The organism is Streptomyces sp. NPDC058092 (assembly GCF_042884935.1).
Classification (GTDB): Bacteria; Actinomycetota; Actinomycetes; order Streptomycetales; family Streptomycetaceae; genus Streptomyces.
The window spans coordinates 103,920-122,203 of the sequence record NZ_JBHVSY010000004.1 but is presented as its reverse complement, the minus strand read 5'-3'; the positions used below and the strand labels follow the sequence as shown (position 1 = coordinate 122,203).

General features: G+C 70.2%; 14 protein-coding genes, 1 pseudogene and 1 riboswitch. Of the genes and pseudogenes, 4 read left to right on the top strand and 11 right to left on the bottom strand.

Annotated elements, in window-relative coordinates:
• Positions 1-118: 118 nt before the first annotated feature.
• The 3 genes from ACFVV1_RS08865 to ACFVV1_RS08855 all read right to left on the bottom strand — a co-directional run bounded on the left by ACFVV1_RS08865 (position 119) and on the right by ACFVV1_RS08855 (position 4,305).
• Complete coding sequence (locus ACFVV1_RS08865; protein ID WP_389986666.1) at positions 119-934, bottom strand: M23 family metallopeptidase; 816 nt, start codon at positions 932-934, stop codon at positions 119-121.
• 12 nt (positions 935-946) lie between these two features.
• Positions 947-1,114, bottom strand: a riboswitch (cyclic di-AMP (ydaO/yuaA leader).
• A 399-nt stretch (positions 1,115-1,513) separates the two neighbouring features.
• On the bottom strand, positions 1,514-2,896 hold the full coding sequence (locus ACFVV1_RS08860; protein ID WP_389987317.1) for a M16 family metallopeptidase: 1,383 nt from the start codon (positions 2,894-2,896) through the stop codon (positions 1,514-1,516).
• 26 nt (positions 2,897-2,922) lie between these two features.
• On the bottom strand, positions 2,923-4,305 hold the full coding sequence (locus tag ACFVV1_RS08855; RefSeq protein WP_389986663.1) for a M16 family metallopeptidase: 1,383 nt from the start codon (positions 4,303-4,305) through the stop codon (positions 2,923-2,925).
• A 279-nt stretch (positions 4,306-4,584) separates the two neighbouring features.
• Here ACFVV1_RS08855 and ACFVV1_RS08850 point away from each other — a divergent pair, with 279 nt between their 5' ends.
• Entirely contained in the window at positions 4,585-7,038 is a 2,454-nt protein-coding gene (locus ACFVV1_RS08850) for a DNA topoisomerase (ATP-hydrolyzing) subunit A (protein ID WP_389986660.1), read from the top strand.
• A gap of 53 nt (positions 7,039-7,091) precedes the next feature.
• On the opposite strand, the gene ACFVV1_RS08845 is transcribed toward ACFVV1_RS08850, so the two are convergent.
• Together ACFVV1_RS08845 and ACFVV1_RS08840 are read right to left on the bottom strand one after the other, a co-directional pair.
• Positions 7,092-8,213, bottom strand: a complete 1,122-nt coding sequence (locus ACFVV1_RS08845; RefSeq protein ID WP_389986657.1) for a CobW family GTP-binding protein — start codon at positions 8,211-8,213, stop codon at positions 7,092-7,094.
• A 21-nt stretch (positions 8,214-8,234) separates the two neighbouring features.
• Positions 8,235-9,401: a citrate synthase/methylcitrate synthase gene (locus ACFVV1_RS08840; RefSeq protein WP_389986654.1), complete on the bottom strand. Its 1,167-nt coding sequence runs from the start codon at positions 9,399-9,401 to the stop codon at positions 8,235-8,237.
• 134 nt (positions 9,402-9,535) lie between these two features.
• Here ACFVV1_RS08840 and ACFVV1_RS08835 point away from each other — a divergent pair, with 134 nt between their 5' ends.
• The gene (locus ACFVV1_RS08835) at positions 9,536-10,849 is read left to right on the top strand and encodes a citrate/2-methylcitrate synthase (RefSeq protein WP_389986651.1); all 1,314 of its coding nucleotides are present in this window, start codon (positions 9,536-9,538) and stop codon (positions 10,847-10,849) included.
• Positions 10,850-10,951: 102 nt separating this feature from the next.
• Here the strand turns inward: ACFVV1_RS08835 and ACFVV1_RS08830 are convergent.
• Positions 10,952-11,113, bottom strand: a pseudogene (locus ACFVV1_RS08830) (LacI family transcriptional regulator); the annotation flags it as partial.
• A 131-nt stretch (positions 11,114-11,244) separates the two neighbouring features.
• Between ACFVV1_RS08830 and ACFVV1_RS08825 the strand changes: the two are divergent.
• A complete protein-coding gene (locus ACFVV1_RS08825; protein ID WP_389986648.1) occupies positions 11,245-12,951 on the top strand; it encodes an ATP-binding protein in 1,707 nt (568 codons plus the stop codon).
• Positions 12,948-13,631: a response regulator gene (locus ACFVV1_RS08820; protein WP_389986645.1), complete on the top strand. Its 684-nt coding sequence runs from the start codon at positions 12,948-12,950 to the stop codon at positions 13,629-13,631. Before ACFVV1_RS08825 ends, ACFVV1_RS08820 begins: the two co-directional genes overlap by 4 nt.
• Positions 13,632-13,678: 47 nt before the next feature.
• On the opposite strand, the gene ACFVV1_RS08815 is transcribed toward ACFVV1_RS08820, so the two are convergent.
• The 5 genes from ACFVV1_RS08815 to ACFVV1_RS08795 form a co-directional block, all read right to left on the bottom strand.
• Positions 13,679-15,271 (bottom strand): cation acetate symporter, encoded by a 1,593-nt coding sequence (locus ACFVV1_RS08815; protein WP_389986642.1) that lies wholly within the window; start codon positions 15,269-15,271, stop codon positions 13,679-13,681.
• Positions 15,268-15,711, bottom strand: a complete 444-nt coding sequence (locus ACFVV1_RS08810) for a DUF485 domain-containing protein (protein ID WP_389987314.1) — start codon at positions 15,709-15,711, stop codon at positions 15,268-15,270. The genes ACFVV1_RS08815 and ACFVV1_RS08810 overlap by 4 nt, the downstream gene beginning before the upstream one ends.
• Before the next feature lie 131 nt (positions 15,712-15,842).
• Entirely contained in the window at positions 15,843-16,520 is a 678-nt protein-coding gene (locus tag ACFVV1_RS08805; protein WP_389986639.1) for a response regulator, read from the bottom strand.
• Positions 16,517-17,680 carry a sensor histidine kinase gene (locus tag ACFVV1_RS08800; RefSeq protein WP_389986636.1) on the bottom strand — a complete coding sequence of 388 codons (1,164 nt, stop codon included), beginning with the start codon at positions 17,678-17,680 and terminating at the stop codon, positions 16,517-16,519. Before ACFVV1_RS08800 ends, ACFVV1_RS08805 begins: the two co-directional genes overlap by 4 nt.
• Positions 17,677-18,195, bottom strand: coding sequence for a DUF1453 domain-containing protein (locus ACFVV1_RS08795; RefSeq protein WP_389986633.1), 519 nt, complete (start codon positions 18,193-18,195; stop codon positions 17,677-17,679). The genes ACFVV1_RS08800 and ACFVV1_RS08795 overlap by 4 nt, the downstream gene beginning before the upstream one ends.
• Positions 18,196-18,284 lie beyond the last annotated feature (89 nt).

The following is an 18,284-nucleotide window of genomic DNA, read 5'->3' as shown; positions in this document are numbered from 1 at the left end:
TCGGCGGGCAGGTCCTGCAGGCGGTACCACGGGCAAGCGCGGAGGCCGGGCACGGCGAAGGCCCCGGTGTGCGCCGGGGCCTTCGAAGAGGTGCTGCGGGTGGGACGGGCGGCGTCGGTCAGACGTTGACGCCGTGGGCGCGCAGGTATGCGACGGGGTCCATGTCGGAGCCGTACGACGGCGTCGTCCGGGCCTCGAAGTGGAGGTGCGGGCCCGTGGAGTTGCCGGTCGAGCCGGAGAGGCCGATCTGCTGGCCCGCGCCGACGCTCTGGCCGACGGAGACACCGATCGAGGAGAGGTGGCCGTACTGCGTGTACGTGCCGTCCGTCATCCGGAGCACGATGTTGTTGCCGTACGCGCCGCCCCAGCCGGCCTCGACGACCGTACCGGCACCGGCGGCGACGACGGAGCTGCCGGACGCGGCGTGGAAGTCGATGCCCGAGTGGCTGCCGGACGACCAGAGCGAGCCGCTGGACTTGTAGCCGGTGGTGACGTACGAACCGGCGACCGGGAGCTGGAAGGCGCCCAGGCGGGTGCGCTCGGCGGACCGGGCGGCACGCGCCTTCTCCGCGCGCGCCTCGGCCGCGCGCTTCGCGTCGGCCTCGGCATCCGCCTTCTTCTTGGCTTCGGCCTGCTTCTCGGCCTCGGCCTTCCGCTGGGCCTCCGCCTTCGCCTTCGCCGCGGCATCGGCCTGGTGCTGCTGTGCGGCGGCCTGGGCCTCTATCTGGTCGGCGAGGGCACTGTCGATGGCGATGACCTGGTTCAGGCCGGTCTCGCTGACGGAGGTGACCCCGGTGTCCGCGGCGAGGGCCGGCGAGGCCGCGCCGCCGACGACGCCGGTGGTGGCCAGGGCCGCGACGCCGGCGATCTTCGCGCTCCTGCGCGTCAGTCGGCTCGGGGCACGATGCTTCCCGGTGGCACGGGTGAACGCCATGAAGTGGCTGATCCTTTCCTTCCTTCTCGCCTACCGGGTTAGCTGACGGGTTCGGAGCAGGAAGGTCTCCTACGGACGCCCCGGCCTCGGTGAGGCTCAGGCATCCGATTCACCCCAGGGACTTCGTGGGTCCCCGGCTCCCCAGGCTCGCGCCTGACGGGGACTCGGCGATGACTGTCCGGTACGTCGCGGATGCGGCATACGAGTGACGGACAGCCCGGCCGACGCTAAGCGGGGTCACTTTCATTCACCAAACGGACAGGCCGTTTTGTAGCGCATCCCACAGGGCAGACAGGCAACCTCTCCACTAGAACGGACAAAAAGGAAGACCCCGGCGAGATCTCGCTCACAGGGGTCTTCCTCTTGTCCCGTATGTGGATATATGGCGGGTCGGCGGACCGGTTGGTGCTGCCGTGCTCGGCCCGCGCGTCCGGTGCCGGCCGGGCCTCAGCGGGTGCTGGGCCGGTGCCGGCCGGATGTGACAGGCGACCGGTGGGCTGTCACAGGTGAACCGTCATCGTGGGCAACGGGCCGGCCGGCCTGTTCGGCCGCCTCCCGCGTCCGCGACAGGTACGCCCGTCAGCCGGCGACCACCGACACCTCTCCGATGTCCAGAGCCCGGACCGGCGCCTCGATCTGCGCCGCGTCACCGACGAGGACCGTGACCAACCGGTCGCCCGGGAAGGCGTTGACCACCGCCGCGGTCGCCTCGACCGTGCCGGTCTCCGCGAGCCGGGCGTACAGGTGTGCCTGGTAGTCGTCCGGGAGGTGCTGCTCGACCTGGTCGGCGAGGGTGCCGGCGACGGAGGCCGCCATCTCGAACTTCAGCGGTGCGACACCGACGAGGTTCTGCACGGCCGTCTCGCGCTCCTCATCGGTCAGCCCCTCGGCGGCCAGGGTTCGCAGGACCGTCCACAGGTCCTTCAGTGCCGGTCCGGTGGACTCCGTGTCGACGGATCCGCTGATGGCGAGCATCGCGGCACCGGTCGCCCCCGAGGCGGAATCCGGGGCAGACGACCGCAGCACCTGGGCGAAGGCCCGCACCCCGTACGTGTAGCCCTTCTCCTCACGCAGCACTCGGTCCAGCCGGGACGTGAGCGTGCCGCCCAGGCAGTACGTGCCGAGCACCTGCGCCGGCCATACGCTGTCGTGCCGGTCGGGGCCGATCCGGCCGATCAGCAGCTGCGTCTGCACCGCGCCCGGACGGTCGACGATCACCACCCGGCCGCTGTCGTCGGCGGTGATCGGCGGGGCGGGACGGGGCTCGGCGGTGTCGCCCGACCAGTCGCCGAGGGTATCGGCGAGCAGGGCGTCCAGGTCGATGCCGGTGAGGTCACCGACGACCACGACGGTTGCCGTGGACGGCCTGACATGGGCGTCGAAGAAGGCACGCACGGCCGACGAGTCGATCCGCTCCACCGTCTCCTCGGTGCCCTGGCGCGGGCGCGACATACGCGCCGTGGCCGGGAAGAGCTCCTTGGAGAGCTGCTTGGCGGCACGCCGGGCCGGGTTGGCCTGCTCGTGCGGAATCTCGTCGAGCCGGTTGCGTACCAGCCGCTCGACCTCGCTGTCGGCGAAGGCAGGCGCCCGCAGCGCCTCGGCGACCAGCGCGAGCGCCTTGGCCAGCCGGGAGGCCGGGACCTCCAGGGAGACCCGGATGCCGGGGTGGTCGGCGTGCGCGTCGAGGGTGGCGCCGCAGCGCTCCAGCTCGGCGGCGAACTCCTCGGCCGTGTGCTTGTCGGTGCCCTCGGACAGCGCCCGCGCCATGATCGTGGCCACGCCGTCGAGGCCCTCGGGCTCGGCGTCCAGCGGGGCGTCGAGGACGATCTCGACCGCCACGACCTGCTGGCCGGGACGGTGGCAGCGCAGCACCGTGAGGCCGTTGGGCAGGTCGCCGCGCTTCGGTGCGGGGAAGGCCCACGGGCGGGCGACGCCGGGGGCCGGCTGCGGGTGGAACTGCATCGAAACTCCAGTCGCGGCAGCGTCGGTCACTTGTCCGCTCCTTCGTGCGCGTCGGTGTCGTCGGCTTCGGTCTCATCGGTGTCCGGTGATTCCGCGGGCTCGGCCGATTCGACCGGTTCGTAGACCAGCACCGCCCGGTTGTCGGGGCGCAGCTGGGCCTTGGCGACCGCCTGGACCTCTTCAGCGGTGACATCGAGCACCCGCTGTACGGCGGTCAGGGCGAGCTGCGGGTCGTCGAACAGCACGGCGAACCGGCAGAGTTCGTCGGCGCGGCCCGCTACCGTACCGAGCCGGTCCAGCCACTCGCGCTCCAACTGGGCCTGCGCACGCTCCATTTCCTCGGGCGTGGGGCCCTCGGCGGCGAACCGGGCGAGCTCCTCGTCGACCGCGGCCTCGATCTGCGGCACCTCGACGCCGCCGGACGTCTTGACGTCCAGCCAGCCGAGGGAGGGCGCACCGGCCAGCCGGAGCAGCCCGAACCCGGCCGCCACGGCCGTACGGTCACGGCGGACCAGGCGGTTGTGCAGCCGCGACGACTCGCCGCCGCCGAGCACGGTGAGCGCGAGGTCCGCCGCGTCGCACTCGCGGGTGCCGTCGTGCGGCAGCCGGTAGGCGGCCATCAGCGCCCGTGCCGGGACCTCCTCGTGCACCTCTTCACGCAGCTGCTCGCCGATGGTCTCGGGGAGCGTGCCCTCCCGGGGCGGCTGCTTGCCGTCGTGGGACGGGATGGAGCCGAAGTACTTCTCGATCCAGGCGAGCGTCTGCTCGGGGTCGATGTCACCGACGACCGAGAGCACCGCGTTGTTGGGTGCGTAATACGTACGGAAGAAGGTGCGCGCGTCCTCCAGGGTCGCGGCGTCCAGGTCCGCCATCGAGCCGATGGGCGTGTGGTGGTACGGGTGGCCCTCGGGGTAGGCCAGTGCCGTCAGCTTTTCGAACGCCGTGCCGTAGGGGACGTTGTCGTAGCGCTGGCGGCGCTCGTTCTTGACGACGTCGCGCTGATTCTCCATGGACTCCTCGTCGAGCGCGGCGAGCAGCGAGCCCATCCGGTCCGCCTCGAGCCAGAGGGCCAGCTCCAACTGGTGCGTGGGCATCGTCTCGAAGTAGTTGGTGCGCTCGAAGCTGGTGGTCCCGTTGAGCGAACCGCCGGCCCCCTGCACCAGCTCGAAGTGTCCGTTCCCCTTCACCTGGCCGGAGCCCTGGAACATCAGGTGCTCGAAGAGGTGAGCCAGACCGGTGCGTCCCTTGACCTCGTGGCGCGAGCCGACGTCGTACCAGAGGCAGACCGCGGCAACCGGGGTCAGATGGTCCTCGGAGAGCACCACGCGCAGGCCGTTGGCCAGACGGTGCTCGGTCGCTGACAAGCCGCCGGAGCCGGCCTGGGCTGTGGCCGTGTGACCCATGGGCATGTACGTCCCTTCGATCGCGATAATGGATTTCCTGCGAGACCTGCCACTGTAAGCAAGCGCGCAGACACCTGCCGAAGTTCCCATACCGCGGAAGTTCGCGTGAAAGAGGGGCGCATCCCCTGCGGGACGGGGTGTGAAACCCCTCGGCAGGGGCCGGGAACGCCTCTTGGGACGGGTCGAGGTCGGCGATGTCAGTGCGGCGGTCCACAATGGTCGGCGTCAGAACCTGAGGTTGCCCGGACAGAATCCGTCAGAATCCGTGAAGGAGTCGCAGCAGCGATGGCCCGCCGCAGCACGAAGACCCCGCCGCCGCCGGACGATTTCGAGGAGAAGATCCTCGACATCGACGTCGTCGACGAAATGCAGGGCTCCTACCTCGAGTACGCGTACTCGGTGATCTACTCACGGGCCCTGCCGGACGCCCGCGACGGCATGAAGCCGGTGCACCGCCGCATCGTGTACCAGATGAACGAGATGGGCCTGCGCCCGGAGCGCGGCTATGTGAAGTGCGCCCGCGTGGTCGGCGAGGTCATGGGCAAGCTTCACCCGCACGGTGACGCGTCGATCTACGACGCGCTGGTGCGGATGGCACAGCCGTTCTCCATGCGGCTCCCCCTCGTCGACGGACACGGCAACTTCGGCTCGCTCGGCAACGACGACCCGCCGGCCGCCATGCGGTACACCGAGTGCCGGATGGCCGACGCGACGTCACTGATGACGGAGTCGATCGACGAGGACACCGTCGCTTTCCAGTCGAATTACGACGGCCAGGAGCAGGAGCCGGTCGTCCTGCCCGCCGCCTATCCGAACCTCCTGGTCAATGGCACGACCGGGATCGCGGTCGGCATGGCGACCAATATGCCGCCGCACAACCTGGGCGAGGTCATCGCCGCCGCCCGCCATCTCATCAAGCATCCGGGCGCGGACCTGGAGACCCTGATGCGGTTCGTTCCGGGTCCCGACCTGCCGACCGGCGGCCGGATCGTGGGCCTCGGCGGCATCAAGGACGCCTACGCGGCCGGCCGCGGAACGTTCAAGATCCGCGCCACCGTCGCCGTGGAGAACGTCACGGCACGCCGCAAGGGCCTGGTCGTCACCGAACTGCCCTTCAGCGTCGGCCCGGAGAAGGTGATCGCCAAGATCAAGGACCTGGTCTCGGCGAAGAAGCTCCAGGGCATCGCGGACGTCAAGGACCTCACCGACCGCTCGCACGGACTGCGCCTGGTCATCGAGGTGAAGAACGGCTTCGTACCGGAGGCCGTGCTGGAGCAGCTCTACAAGCTGACGCCGATGGAGGAGTCCTTCGGCATCAACAATGTGGCGCTGGTCGACGGTCAGCCGCTCACCCTGGGCCTCAAGGAGCTGCTGGAGGTCTACCTCGACCACCGCTTCGAGGTCGTGCGCCGGCGCAGCGAGTTCCGCCGGACCAAGCGCCGCAACCGGCTGCACCTGGTCGAGGGACTCCTCGTCGCGCTGATCGACATCGACGAGGTCATCCGGCTCATCCGGTCCAGCGACAACTCGGCGCAGGCGAAGGAGCGGCTCATCGAGCACTTCTCGCTGAGCGAGACCCAGACGCAGTACATCCTGGAAACCCCGCTGCGCCGGCTGACCCGGTTCGACCGGATCGAGCTGGAGAGCGAGCGGGACCGGCTCAACGCCGAGATCGACGAGCTGACCGCCATCCTCGACTCGGACACCGAGCTGCGCAAGCTCGTCTCCTCCGAACTGGCCGCGGTCGCCAAGAAGTTCGGCACCGACCGCCGTACGGTACTGCTGGAGTCGGCCGGTTCGCAGGTCGCCTCGGTGCCGCTGGAGGTCGCGGACGACCCGTGCCGGGTGCTGCTGTCGTCGACCGGCCTGCTGGCCCGTACCGCCCATGACGATCCGATCGTCTTCGCCGAGGACGCCAAGCGTGCCAAGCACGATGTGATCGTGTCGGCCGTGCCGGCGACGGCCCGCGGCGATGTGGGTGTGGTGACGTCGACGGGGCGGCTGCTGCGGCTCGCGGTGATCGATCTGCCGCAGCTGCCGGACACCCACGCGGCGCCCAGTCTGTCGGGCGGGGCGATGGTTTCGGAGTTCCTCACGCTGGAGAGCGACGAGGAGGTCATCTGCCTCACCACGCTCGACGAGGCCTCGCCCGGCCTGGCGATCGGCACCCTGCAGGGGGTCGTCAAGCGGGTGGTGCCGGACTATCCGGCCAACAAGGACGAGCTGGAGGTCATCACCCTCAAGGACGGTGACCGCATCGTCGGCGCGGCCGAACTGCGTACGGGCGAGGAGGACCTGGTCTTCATCACGTCCGACGCGCAGTTGCTGCGCTACCAGGCGGCGCAGGTACGGCCGCAGGGGAGGCCCGCGGGAGGCATGACGGGCATCAAGCTCGTGGCGGACGCCGAGGTGATCTCGTTCACCGCGGTGGATCCGGCGGTGGACGCGGTGGTGTTCACGGTGGCGGGCTCGCACGGCACGCTGGACGACTCGGTGCTGACGTGCAAGCTCACCCCGTTCGACCAGTATCCGCGCAAGGGCCGGGCCACCGGCGGGGTGCGCTGTCAGCGATTCCTCAAGGGCGAGGACGTTCTGGTGTTCGGCTGGGCGGGCGCGACGCCTGCCCGGGCCGCGCAGCAGAACGGCACGCCGGCCGAGCTGCCGGAGCCGGACCCGCGACGCGACGGTTCGGGGACGCCGCTGGTCAAGCCGGTCGCGGTGGTCGCCGGCCCCGTCTAGCCGGCCCGGCCGGGCAGCGGTGCAGGAAGTCGGCCGGGCGACGGGGCCCAGTGCTATGCGTCGTCGTCGGGCTGTTGTACGTACCGCAGGACGCCCCACATGCTTCGCTCATGTGCGGCGTCCTGCGTCGTGTCCGGTGCCGGAGCGGTGCTCTCGCGGCAGTCGGCCAGCTCCTTGTGCAGCTGCTCCGGGTCGATGCCCGAGCCGATCAGCACCAGCTGGGTGAGGCGCGGTTCGTCGCGTGCCCACGGCCGCGGGTCGAACCGCAGGAATCTGCCGACCGCGTGCAGGACGTATCTGTTGCCGCGGTCGCCCGCGCCGAAGTCGACGAACCCTTTGATCCGGTAGAGACCCTGCGGCCTGGAGTCGAGAAACTCCATCAACCGGCGGGGATTCACCGGTACGTCCGAGGTGAAGGAGACGCTCTCGTACGCGGCATGCAAATGATGTCCGTGCCCGGCGTCGGCCTCTTCCTCGGCCCGCTCCGCCAGGAGCAGATCCTCGAAGGTGAGCTGGCGCTCCCTCTCCTCACCGTCCGGCCGCAGCGCCGGGTCGAAGAGCAGCTCGGGGTCGATGCGTCCGTACGTGGCGCAGATGACGGCGGCCGCGTTGCCGCCTGCCGCCGCGCCGCCGGTCGCGGCGATGACGTCCCGGATTCGGGCCTGTTCCTCGCTCCCGACCCGGTCGGTCTTGTTCAGCACGACAAGATCGGCAACGGCGAGATGGCGGTCGATCTCCGGATGGCGCATTCGGGTGGCGTCGAACTCGGCGGCGTCGACGACCTCCACCAGACCCCCGTACACGATGTCCGGATTGTCGCTGGCCAGGAGCATGCGTACCAGCTCCTGCGGCTCCGCCAGTCCGCTGGCCTCGATGACGATCACATCGAGGCGGGCGGCGGGCCGCGTCAGCGTCTCCAGGAAGGTGTCGAGTTCGCTCACGTCGACCGCGCAGCACAGACATCCATTGCCCAGCGAGACCGTCGAGCCGACCTGCCCCGAGACCGTCATGGCGTCGATCTCGATGGAGCCGAAGTCGTTGACGATCACGCCGATCCGGTTTCCCGCGCGGTTACGGAGGAGGTGATTGAGCAGTGTCGTCTTACCGGATCCCAGGAACCCCGCAAGGACGATGACCGGGATCTGCTGCTTGCGGGGCGGGTACGACGGATTCAACAGGGACCTTCCTCGGGGACGTCAGGGCGCCGGGACCGGCTGCGGTGGGGGCGGACCGACGTAACGGGCCGCCGGGCGGATGATCTTCGAGTCCGCTGCCTGCTCCAGGATATTGGCGCTCCAGCCGACCACCCGCGCCGTACAGAACGTCGGAGTGAACATCTCGCGCGGCAGCCCGCACAGCTCCATGACGACTCCGGCGTAGAACTCGACGTTGGTGTGCAGCTCACGGCCCGGCTTGAGCTCGGCGAGGATCGCCTCGACCTGCCGTTCGACCTCGACGGCGAAGTCGACGAGCGGGCCGCCGAAGCCCTGGGCGATGCCCCGCAGCATGCGTGAGCGGGGGTCCTCGGTGCGGTAGACGGGGTGGCCGAAGCCCATGATCCGCTCGCCCGCGAGCACCCGTTCGCGGATCCAGCCGTCGATGCGGCCGGGGGTACCGATGGCGTCCAGGGTGTCGAGGGCGCGGCTGGGCGCTCCGCCGTGCAGCGGTCCGGAAAGTGCGCCGACGGCCGCCACCAGACAGGCTGCGACATCGGCGCCGGTGGAGGCGACGACCCGGCCGGTGAAGGTCGAGGCGTTGAAGCCGTGGTCGACGGTGGAGATCAGGTACTGCTCCACGGCCCTGACCCGTGCGGCGTCCGGTACCGAACCGGTGAGCATGTACAGGTAGTTGGCCGCGTGGGGCAGATCGTCGCGCGGCTCGACCGGTTCGAGGCCCTGGCCGAGCCGGTGCAGGGCGGTGAGCACGGTGGGGACGGCGGCGCAGGCGGCCAGGGCGTCGCTCCGGCGCCGGCCGGCGTCGATGTCGTACACCGGCCGGAAACCGGCCGAGGCGCCGAGGAGCGAGAGGGCGGTGCGCAGGCCGGCCAGGGGCCCGGAAGCGGATCCCGCGCGGGCTATGGCCGGCAGGGCCGCACGGACTTCTGCGGGCAGATGGCGCAGTGCGGCGGTGCGGGCGGCGAATTCGGCACGGGCCGCGGCATCGGGCAGTGTGCCCTCGGACATCAGGTACCAGACGTCCTCGAAGCTGCGGGTCTGTGCGAGGTCGATCGCCGAGAACTGCCGGTAGTGGTAGAAGCCCTCGCGTCCGCGGACATCGCCGAGGGCCGTGTCGGTGACGACGACGCCCGCGAGCCCTCGCGGTACGTCGAGCGGGGTTCGGGTTCCGCTGGTCATGGTCGGCATCTCTTTCCTCCGTGAGCGTCTCGAAGGTGCGTCGAAGACGCTTCGAAGGCGGCTCATCAATATTGATTCGACTCTCTATGGTTGACTTCAATGCTGTCAATGTTGATTGAATCAATATGGATACGGTTGGCGACATGAAGGATCAAGCAGCATCCGGTGACGGCCCCGGCGCGACGGCCGCGCAGCGGCTCAGTACCAGGGAGACGGCCGAGCGGCTCGGAGTGAAGCCCGAGACGGTGTACGCCTACGTCAGCCGGGGCCAACTGAGCAGCAGGCGCGCTCCCGGCGGACGCGGCAGCACATTCGACGCGGCGGAGGTCGATGCGCTGGCCCGGCGCACCGGGCGCCGGGACCCCTCCCCCACCGCCGATCTGGTCTTCCGTACCGGAATCACGCTGATCGAGGGCGACCGGTACTACTTCCGTGGCGTCGACGCGACCGAACTGGCCAGGCGGTACGCCTACGAGGAGGTTGCCGAATGGCTCTGGACCGGCGATCTGCGGCCCGGCATCCGCTTCACCGCACCCGATGAGGCACTGGCCGCGGCGCGCCGGGCGGTCAACGCGCTGCCCGCGCACAGCGGCTCCACGGACCGGCTGCGGGTGGCCGTGATCGCCGCGGCGACCGCGGATCCGCTGCGCTTCGATCTCTCGCCCGGGGCGGTGCTCGCCAGTGCGCGGAGCCTGATCCCGACCCTGGTGGAAGCGCTGCCCCTGGCCGGCGGCACATCGTCGACGGGCGATGTGGCTGACGAGGAGGCAGACGGAAGCAGGGCCGGGCTGGCCCGGCGACTGTGGCCGAAGCTCACCGCCCAACCCGCCGACGAGCCGTCAATCGCCGCGCTGGACACCGCCCTCGCCCTCTTGATCGACCATGATCTCGCGGCGTCGACACTGGCCGCCAGGGTCGCCGCGTCCGCCCACGCCCATCCGTACGCGGTGGTCTCCGCGGGCCTCGGAGTCCTGGAGGGCCCCCTGCACGGGGCAGCGAGCGGTCTGGCGCACCGGATGCTGACCGAGGTCCTGGAGCGGGGCAGCGCGGTCCCGGTGGTCGCGGACCATCTCCGTACCGGACGCAGGGTGCCAGGGCTCGGCCATCGCCTCTACGTCTCCGAGGACCCGCGGGCGCGGACGCTGTTCGACCTGCTCGCGGACATTCCGCAGGCGGCTCCGGCGCTTGCCGCGGCACGCGACGTCGTCACCACGACCGCCCGCCACGCGCCCCTGCACGCCAATGTCGACCTGGCGCTCGCCGTGCTCTCGGTCTCCTCAGGCATGGCCGCGGAGGCGGGCGAGACGGTGTTCGCGGTGTCCCGTACGGCCGGCTGGATCGCGCATGCGTTGGAGGAGTACGGGGAAAGGCCGCTGCGCATGCGTCCCACTGGCCAGTACGGAGGCCCCCGGCCCCCTCAGCCGCTCCCGACCGTCACGGGAGAACCACTGCGATAGACAGTCGGCGCAAAGTCGCGACAGAACAGCTCGTCGGACGGCACCGTACGACCCCCGATCTGCGCGGAGAGCAGCTTCAGGCCCTGCTGAGCGAACGCGCCGCCCCTGCTGAGCGAACGCGCCGCCGACGACCTCGGCGAAGGCGGGGAAGATCGGGCTCTGCAACTCGCGCAGGACCAGGCCGACCAGCCGGGCCCGATCGCCGCGCACCTGGGTCGGGCGCTCGTATACCTTCTGCGCCGCCTGAGCAAGTCGTCGCGTCATGCGCGCAAGAGACGCAAGTGGATGGCATGCCAGTGAGAACGAGGAGAGTCCCGGAGAGCAGAGGGAAATCACACAGAGAAATCGCGGAGGGAATTTCGGAAAGCACCGGAATGCCCTCTACCGTTCATACGATGAGCGCCCCACCGCCCGCCGTCAGAAGAGCGCGCCGGCTCGGCTGGCCGCAGCGGGTCTTCTCCCAGGTCCTGCTGATGCAGCTCGCCATCGCCACCGGCGTCACCGTACTCGCCACCGGCCTCTTCCTGGCGCCCCTCAGCGCCCAGCTGGACGACCAGGCGATGCGGCGCGCACTGGCCATCGCGCAGAGCACGGCGGCCCAGCCGCAGATCGCCGAGGCGCTGCTCGCCACGGCTCCGGTCTCCACCGGTCCCGTGCAGTCCGCGGCCGAGCGGATCAGACGCGCCACCGGCGCCGAGTACGTCGTCGTCATGGACCGGCGCGGGGTGCGCTGGTCGCACACCGAAACCGACCAGATAGGCAAGGTCGTCTCCACCGACCCGAGCGACGCACTCGCGGGCCGGAACGTCATGGAGATCGACAGCGGCACACTCGGCCGCTCGGCCCGCGGGAAGGTACCGCTGCGCGACGAGGCGAACCGGATCGTCGGCGCGGTCTCGGTCGGTATCGCCTACGACAGTGTCCGCGCCCGGCTGCTCGCGGCGATTCCCGGACTGCTCGCGTACGCGGGCGGGGCGCTCGCGGTCGGGGCGCTGGCCGCCTACCTGATCTCCCGACGCCTCCAGCGGCAGACCCATGACCTCGCCTTCTCCGACATCTCCGCGCTGCTCGCGGAGCGCGAGGCGATGCTGCACAGCATCCGGGAAGGGGTCGTAGCACTCGACGTGCACGGCCGCATCCGGCTCATGAACGACGAGGCTCAGCGGCTGCTCGGGCTCGGCCCCGAGACCGCGGGCCGCCCGCTCGACACCGTGCTCGGCGAGGGGCGGACCGCGGATGTACTGGCCGGCCGGGTGCTCGGCGACGATCTGCTGACGGTGCAGGGCACCCGGGTCCTGCTCGCCAACCGGATGCCGACCGATGACGGCGGCGCCGTCGCCACCCTCCGCGACCGCACCGAACTCGAACATCTCGGCCGCGAACTCGACTCCACCCGTGGCCTGATCGACGCACTGCGGGCCCAGGACCACGAGCACGCCAACCGGCTGCACACCCTCCTGGGGCTGCTGGAGTTGGACATGCACGAGGACGCCATGGAGTACGTCGCCGAGGTCGTCGGCGTCCACCGGGCGACGGCCGAGCAGGTCACCGAGAAGGTGCGTGACCCGCTGCTGGCCGCGCTCCTGGTCGGCAAGGCCACGGTTGCGGCGGAGCGCGGCGTCGCCCTGCGCATGGCGCCCGGGACCCTGCTGCCGGACCGGCTCGTGGACCCTCGCGGGCTGGTCACCGTCGTCGGCAATCTCGTGGACAACGCACTGGACGCGGCGGCCGGAACGGACGACGCCCGGACCGAGGTGGGCCTCCACGCCGAGGGCCGGACGGTGGTGCTGCGGGTCCGTGACAGCGGCCCGGGGGTTCCGGCCTCGCAACGCGCATTGATCTTCACGGAGGGCTGGTCGACGAAGGAGCTCCCGGCCCACGGCAGGCGCGGCCTGGGACTCGCACTGGTGCGGCGGCTGGCGGAACGGCAGGGTGGCAGCGTGACGGTCGACGGGGCCGCGGACGGCGGCGCCGAGTTCACCGTCGTACTGCCGGAGGCCCTCGCCGATCCGGACATGACGGACCCGGAACCGACCGACCCGGAAACGACCGAACCGGAAACTACGGAACCGAACACCGGCATCGCGGGAGAAGCTCAGTGATCGAGGTCCTGGTCGTGGACGACGACATCCGGGTCGCGAAGGTCAATGCGGCCTATGTCTCCAGGGTGCCGGGATTCCGGGTGACCGCCCTGGCGCACTCCGCCGCCGAAGCCCTCGCGACGATCGAGGAACAGCGCGTGGACCTGGTCCTGCTGGACCACTACATGCCCGGCCGCAACGGTCTGCCGATGGTGCGGGACCTGCGCAGGCTCGGTCACCACACCGATGTGATCATGGTGACGGCGGCGCGCGACGTCGCCACCGTCCAGGAGGCCATGCGACACGGCGCGCTGCAGTACCTGGTGAAGCCCTTCACCTACGCCGGGCTGCGCACCAAGCTGGAGGCGTACGCGGCGCTGCGCCACACCCTCGAACGCGGCGGAGAGGCCGAGCAGGGCGAAGTCGACCGGCTCTTCGGTGCCCTGTGGGCGGCGGGCGAATCCGACCTGCCCAAGGGGCACTCACCGACCACGGCGGAACTGGTCCGCCAGGCGCTCCGCAGCGCCGAGGGGCCGCTCTCCGCGCAGGAGATCGCGGAGAGCGCCGGGATGAGCCGGCAGACCGCCCAGCGCTATCTCAAGCTGCTGGAAAGGACCGGCAGAGTGCGGCTGACCCTGCGGTACGGCGAGACGGGCCGCCCGGAACACCGCTACACCTGGTCCACCGGCGGTCAGGCCTGAAAGCCCCGGCCGGTACGGCGAAGGCACCGCCGGTACGGCGCAGGCGGCTACACCGCCCCCGCCCCGGTCAGCGCACGGACCTCGGTCTCCGCATGCTTGGCGGCGTCGGGCGGTTCGGTGGAGGTGACCGTGCCGACCCAGCCGGCCAGGAAGCCCAGCGGAATGGAGACCAGGCCGGGGTTCTCCAGGGGGAAGAGCTGGAAGTCGGCGCCGGGGAAGAGCGAGTTCGGGCTGCCGGAGACGACCGGGGAGAGCAGTACGAGCAGCACGGCGGGAATCAGCCCGCCGTAGACGGACCAGACCGCTCCGCGGGTGGTGAAGTTCCGCCAGAGCAGGGAGTACAGCAGCACCGGGAGATTGGCCGAAGCGGCGACGGCGAAGGCGAGCCCCACCAGGAACGCCACATTGAGGTCCTGGGCGACCAGGCCGAGCCCGATGGCGGCCACGCCGATCCCGGCTGCGGCGACCCGGGCCACGGTGACCTCGCTGTACTGCTTGGAGCCCGGGCGCCTGAGCGAGGCGTAGAGGTCATGGGCCACGGAGGCGGACGAGGCGAGGGTGATCCCCGCGACGACGGCGAGGATGGTCGCGAAGGCGACGGCGGCGACCACGGCGAACAGAATCGTCCCCCCGGTGGATCCTTCGCCGCCGCCGAGCTCCAGGGCCAGCAGTGGAACCGCGGTGTTTCCCGCAGAATTCGACGCCCGCACCTCGGCCGAACCGACCAGTGCCGCCGCCCCGAATCCGAGCGCGATCGTCATCAGGTAGAAGCTGCCGATGAGCCCGATGGACCAGACGACCGAACGGCGGGCTGCGCGGGCTGTGGGCACGGTGTAGAACCGCGACAGGATGTGCGGCAGCCCCGCCGTACCGAGTACCAGGGCCAGGCCCAGGCTGATGAAGTCGATGCGTGCCGTCCAGGTTCCGCCGTACCGGAGGCCGGGCGAGAGGAACCGGCTTCCGTGCCCGCTCCGTTCGGCGGCGGAGTTGAGCAGAGCGTTGAAGTCGCCGTGGAAGCGGACCAGGACGAGCACGGTGAGCACGACCGCACCCACCATCAGCAGAACTGCCTTGACGATCTGGATCCAGGTCGTGGCGCGCATCCCGCCGAGCGACACATAGATCACCATGAGCGCCCCGACACCGATGACGGTCCAGGAACGGGCGGCACCACTCGTACCGCCGAGGAGCAGCGCGACCAGGCTTCCCGCGCCCACCATCTGTGCCACCAGATAGAGCACGGAGACGGTGACGGACGAGGTACCCGCGGCGATCCGGACCGGGCGCTCCGCCATCCGCGCCGCAACCACGTCGGCGAGCGTGAACCGGCCGCAGTTGCGGACCAGTTCGGCGACCAGCAACAGGACGACCAGCCACGCGACGAGGAACCCGACCGAGTAGAGCATGCCGTCGTAGCCGAAGAGGGCGATCAGCCCGGAGATGCCGAGGAAGGACGCGGCCGACATGTAGTCCCCGGCGATGGCGAAACCGTTCTCCATGGGAGAGAACAGCCGACCTCCCGCGTAGAACTCCTCGGCCGAACCGTGCCGGTTACGGCTCACCCACGTGGTGATGGCGAGCGTCACTGCGATGAAGGCGCTGAACAGCAGGAGCGCCAGCGTCTGGTGGTTCCCGTTCAACGCGCGATCCCCCGCGTCATCTCCTGTGTCTCCCACCGCAGATCGAGCGCGGCCCGGTCCCTGCGCAGCCGCGCGTGCCGCGCGTACGCCCCGGTGAGAAGGAACGTCGTGAGGAACTGCCCGAGCCCCACGACCATCGCGACATTGACCGCTCCGGCCACCGGACGGGCCATCAGTCCGGGTGCGGTGATCGCGACGACGACGTAGGCGAGGTACCAGACGAGGAAAGCAAGGGTGGCCGGGATGACGAACCGCCGGTACCGACGGCGCACTTCCTGGAATGCCTCGCTGCGCTGCACCTCCAGATAGATCTCGGCCGCACTGTGGCCGCGCTGCGGGTCAGCCGGCCCCGGACGCCCGGCGGGAGCGAAGCTCCCCGCACCATCCAGCTCGCCCCAGCCGGAGGCCAGCGCGTCGTACCACGGGTCGTCGAGCCGCATTGCTGCGGCCTCACGCCCTGCTTCCTTCTCCACCGAACAACTCCCCTTGTCCACGGACCACTTCGGCCGCGTACCCAAGAATGGGCAGATCGGGAAGATCCCGGGCACTTCATTCGCCGGTCTTCACCTCTTCAGGTGAAGGTCGCCCCGGGCGACTGTGCGAGGCCCCGAACGTACGCATAACGAACGGCCTGTGCCCGGTCGCGTACTCCGGCCTTGGCGAAGAGGTTGTTGATGTGGCTTTTCACGGTGGCCTGCGAAATGTGCAGTCTGCGGGCAATCTCCAGATTGGACAGTCCCTCCGCGATCAGGACCAGTACTTCCACCTCACGTGCTGTCAGACCGTCGGGCAATTGTGGCTCTGGGCCCGGGCCGGGCGGCGGGGGCTGCGTGGTGACGCGCTCCAGCAGACGACGCTGTACGGAAGGCGAGAGTCCGGCCTCGCCCGACAGCACGGCCTGGATGGCCCGCACGATCTCGTCACCCCCGGCGTCCTTCGTGAGATAGCCCCGAGCCCCCGCCTGCAGCGCGGGGAAGAGCGAGTCGTCATCCGCGAAGGTCGTGAGCACCACCACTTGGGTACCCGGATAATCCTTGCGGATCCGCCGTGTTGCCTCCGCCCCGTCGCAGCGGGGCATCCGCAAATCCATCAGAACCACGTCGGGTGCCAGTTCGGCCACGAGCGCGACGGCCTCCTCACCATCCTTCGCCGATCCGACCACCTCGATGCCGGGCAGCAGCCCCAACAGCATCACGATTCCTTCGCGGACAACCGACTGGTCATCGGCGACCACGACCCGCGCGTTCACGCGGGCACCCGCAGAGTCACCACGAAACCCTCCTCGCCGGGGCCGGCCTCCAGCGTCCCGCCCAGGAGTTCGGCCCGCTCCCTCATCCCCAGCAGACCGTATCCGGAGCCGCTGACAGCGAGCTCGTCCTCGGGTCTGCGTCCACCCGCGTCTGCGACCTCCAGGGCGATCTCATCCGGCAGATACTCCAGCCGTACGAGGACCCTGGCCCCCGGCGCGTGCTTGCGCACATTGGTCAGGGCCTCCTGCGCCACCCTCCGGACCGTCTGCGACGCCTCCGCGGTCAGCGTCCGCTGTTCCCCCGCCACGCTGACCTCGGCGGGCTCCGCGGCCACCAGCTGCCGTAGGAAATCCTCCACCGGGGACGCCTCCCCCCGGAGCGCCGAGAGCGCCTGACGGGTCTCCGTGAGCCCCTCACGTGCCATGGAACGTGCCGCCACCACCCGCTCCAGTACCCGGTCCCGGAATTCCCCCGGGGGTTCCCGCTCGATCAGCAGCCGCGCCGCCTCCAGATGCACCAGCTGCGCCGAAAGGCTGTGGGCGAGCACGTCGTGGATTTCGCGGGCGATCCTGGCCCGCTCGTCCAGGGCAGCCGTCTCGGCCTCCGCCGCGCGGGCCGCCCGCTCCTGCGCGAGGAGTCTCTGAGCACTGCCCCGGGCCTCTGCGTCCAGTCGCAGAACGTAGCCCGCCAGACAGAGGCCCCCTGTCGTTATGGCCGTGTTCAGCCAGCCGTCGGCGTTGACAGCTGCGTACGCGCCGAGCGCGACGGCCGTGGCCGGGAGGCTCGCCGCGAGCGGCAACCTCTCCAGAGCAGAGACAGCACAACCGCACCACAGAATCACCGCCGGCACTCCGGCCCCGGCCTGCTGCGCCCCGAGTGCCGCCACCATCAGCAGCGCGAGAAGTGCCAGCGACGGCCACAGCCGGTGCTCCAGGCTGGTCCGGAAGAACGCCCAGGCGGCAACGGCACAGCCCACAACGCCCACCAGTCCGAGCGCCACCTCCCCGGGCCCGAACCGTCCGCTGGTGAATGTGCCCCAGAGCATGGCGGTGAGCAGAACCGCCCTGACGGACCAGGCGAACAACGCCCGCGGGCGGGTGCGATTCCTCGCGGAGAGAGCTTCCCGGGACGGCCAGCTCGTCCAGATCGTGGCAGTCACACGCGGTCCTTCCACGCCGGCCGCGTCGACATCCCGTCGGCAGAACCACCGTACGCCGGACGCATCTGCCCGGCCCGCCACATCAACACCCGGCTGCGCGCCGCCAACGTCACCGCGAGAGCGGACATCAGTGCGGCGCTGCCCTGATGTATTACCACCAGCGCGGCAGCCCCGAAAAGAGCCGCACGCAGCACCAGTCCCTCTGCCCAGACAAAGACGGTGGCTTTTGTTCCCTTGGTCCACAGCGAACCATCCGCCTCGCGACACAGCCGCGAAGTCCAGCCCCAGCCGGCCCCGGTGACCAGCCCCACCGCCGGCTCCGCGCCCAGGACGGCCACCGACAGCGCCTCGTGACGCGGATCCACCAGTCCGTGCTCGCGCAGCGACACGACGAGGAGAATGCCCGGCAGGATCCAGCAGCGCTTGCCATCGGAGATCCGCCGTGCCGAGCACTGGCGGACCACGACAACAGCGATGACGGCGACGATCACCAGGACATTGACGAGCCCGGACATGGCTGCCTCCGAGACGCGGGAAGGTTGAACGCCTTCGACGCTACGGAAGCGACCGGGTCAGGGGATCGGCTCAGAGGTTGATCACGGGT

Excerpts from the sequence above, each read along its gene's own strand:
- ACFVV1_RS08865 (WP_389986666.1), bottom strand. The coding sequence starts at position 934 with ATGGCGTTCACCCGTGCCACCGGGAAGCATCGTGCCCCGAGCCGACTG.
- ACFVV1_RS08860 (WP_389987317.1), bottom strand. The coding sequence starts at position 2,896 with ATGCAGTTCCACCCGCAGCCGGCCCCCGGCGTCGCCCGCCCGTGGGCC.
- ACFVV1_RS08855 (WP_389986663.1), bottom strand. The coding sequence starts at position 4,305 with ATGCCCATGGGTCACACGGCCACAGCCCAGGCCGGCTCCGGCGGCTTG.
- ACFVV1_RS08850 (WP_389986660.1), top strand. The coding sequence starts at position 4,585 with ATGGCCCGCCGCAGCACGAAGACCCCGCCGCCGCCGGACGATTTCGAG.
- ACFVV1_RS08840 (WP_389986654.1), bottom strand. The coding sequence starts at position 9,401 with ATGCCGACCATGACCAGCGGAACCCGAACCCCGCTCGACGTACCGCGA.
- ACFVV1_RS08835 (WP_389986651.1), top strand. The coding sequence starts at position 9,536 with ATGAAGGATCAAGCAGCATCCGGTGACGGCCCCGGCGCGACGGCCGCG.
- ACFVV1_RS08825 (WP_389986648.1), top strand. The coding sequence starts at position 11,245 with ATGAGCGCCCCACCGCCCGCCGTCAGAAGAGCGCGCCGGCTCGGCTGG.
- ACFVV1_RS08810 (WP_389987314.1), bottom strand. The coding sequence starts at position 15,711 with ATGCGGCTCGACGACCCGTGGTACGACGCGCTGGCCTCCGGCTGGGGC.
- ACFVV1_RS08795 (WP_389986633.1), bottom strand. The coding sequence starts at position 18,195 with ATGTCCGGGCTCGTCAATGTCCTGGTGATCGTCGCCGTCATCGCTGTT.